Consider the following 1,163-nt stretch of genomic DNA (forward strand, 5'->3'; position numbering starts at 1 on the left):
TCGAAGTTGGCTGCACGCTGCGCCAGCGCCTCGGCAACGACCTTGGCGTTGCCGGCGTTCGGGACCACGAGGAACTTGTCGCTGCCGTCTTCGGAAGACGGGCGGCGGTAGGTGATGAGGTCGTCGATGATGCCGCCGTCTTCCTGGCAGATCAGCGAGTACTTGGCCTTGCCGACAGACATTGCGGAGATCTTGCCCGCCAGCGCGTAGTCCAGGAAGGCCGCGGCTTCCGGGCCGGTGACCCAGACTTCGCCCATGTGGGAAAGGTCGAACAGGCCCGCGGACTGGCGGACGGCGTGGTGTTCGGCCAGTTCGGAGGAGTACTTCAGGGGCATCTGCCAGCCACCGAAATCGGTGAAGGAGGCGCCGAGCTTCTTGTGCTCTTCGTGGAGCGCAGTGTAATTCTCAGTCATCGTGGGAGTCCTTTAGTTCTCGAAGGCTTCGATCGGAGGGCAGGAGCAGACCAGGTTGCGGTCGCCCGCGGCGCCGTCGATGCGGCCGACGGGCGGGAAGTACTTGTCCTGCTTGAGGTGGTGGACCGGGAAGACGGCCTGCTCGCGGGAGTACTCACGGTCCCAATCGGAGCTCACGACGGCGGCCGCGGTGTGCGGCGCGTGGCGCAGCGGGCTGTTCTCCACCGTGAAGTCGCCGTGCGCGACCTGGTCGATTTCCTTGCGGATGGTGATCATGGCTTCGATGAAGCGGTCGATCTCCCCGAGGTCCTCGGACTCCGTGGGCTCCACCATCAGGGTGCCCGCGACCGGGAACGCCAGGGTCGGTGCGTGGAAGCCGTAGTCGATAAGGCGCTTGGCCACATCCTCCGCGGTGACGCCGGTCCGGGCGGTCAGTTCGCGCAGGTCCAGGATGCACTCGTGGGCCACGAGTCCGCCCTCGCCCGTGTAGAGGACCGGGAAGTACTCGTTCAGGCGGGAGGCGATGTAGTTCGCGGCAAGCAGCGCGGATTTGGTGGCCTCGGTGAGGCCTTCGCCGCCCATGAGCTTCACGTAGGCCCAGGAAATCGGCAACACACCGGCCGAACCGTACCGCGAAGCTGAAATCGCAACGCCAGTCCCTGGCAAAGAAGCGCCGTCTTCATGGGCCGCCTTGCTGGCATCGCCCGGCATGAAGGGTGCCAGGTGTGCCTTGGCCGCGACCGGGCCGAC

At 65.9% G+C, this 1,163-nt stretch carries 1 protein-coding gene and 1 pseudogene; both read right to left on the bottom strand.

All coding sequences use genetic code 11. The features are described 5' to 3' along the window. Positions 1-413, bottom strand: a 413-nt coding sequence (locus QRN52_RS19125) for an aminomethyltransferase family protein (RefSeq protein WP_502869733.1), incomplete at its 3' end; no start/stop codon positions are given. A gap of 12 nt (positions 414-425) precedes the next feature. Continuing rightward, positions 426-1,163, bottom strand: a pseudogene (locus tag QRN52_RS19130) (glycine dehydrogenase (aminomethyl-transferring)); the annotation flags it as partial.

It is taken from the genome of Arthrobacter sp. efr-133-R2A-120 (assembly GCF_030209835.1).
Taxonomy (GTDB): domain Bacteria; phylum Actinomycetota; class Actinomycetes; order Actinomycetales; family Micrococcaceae; genus Arthrobacter.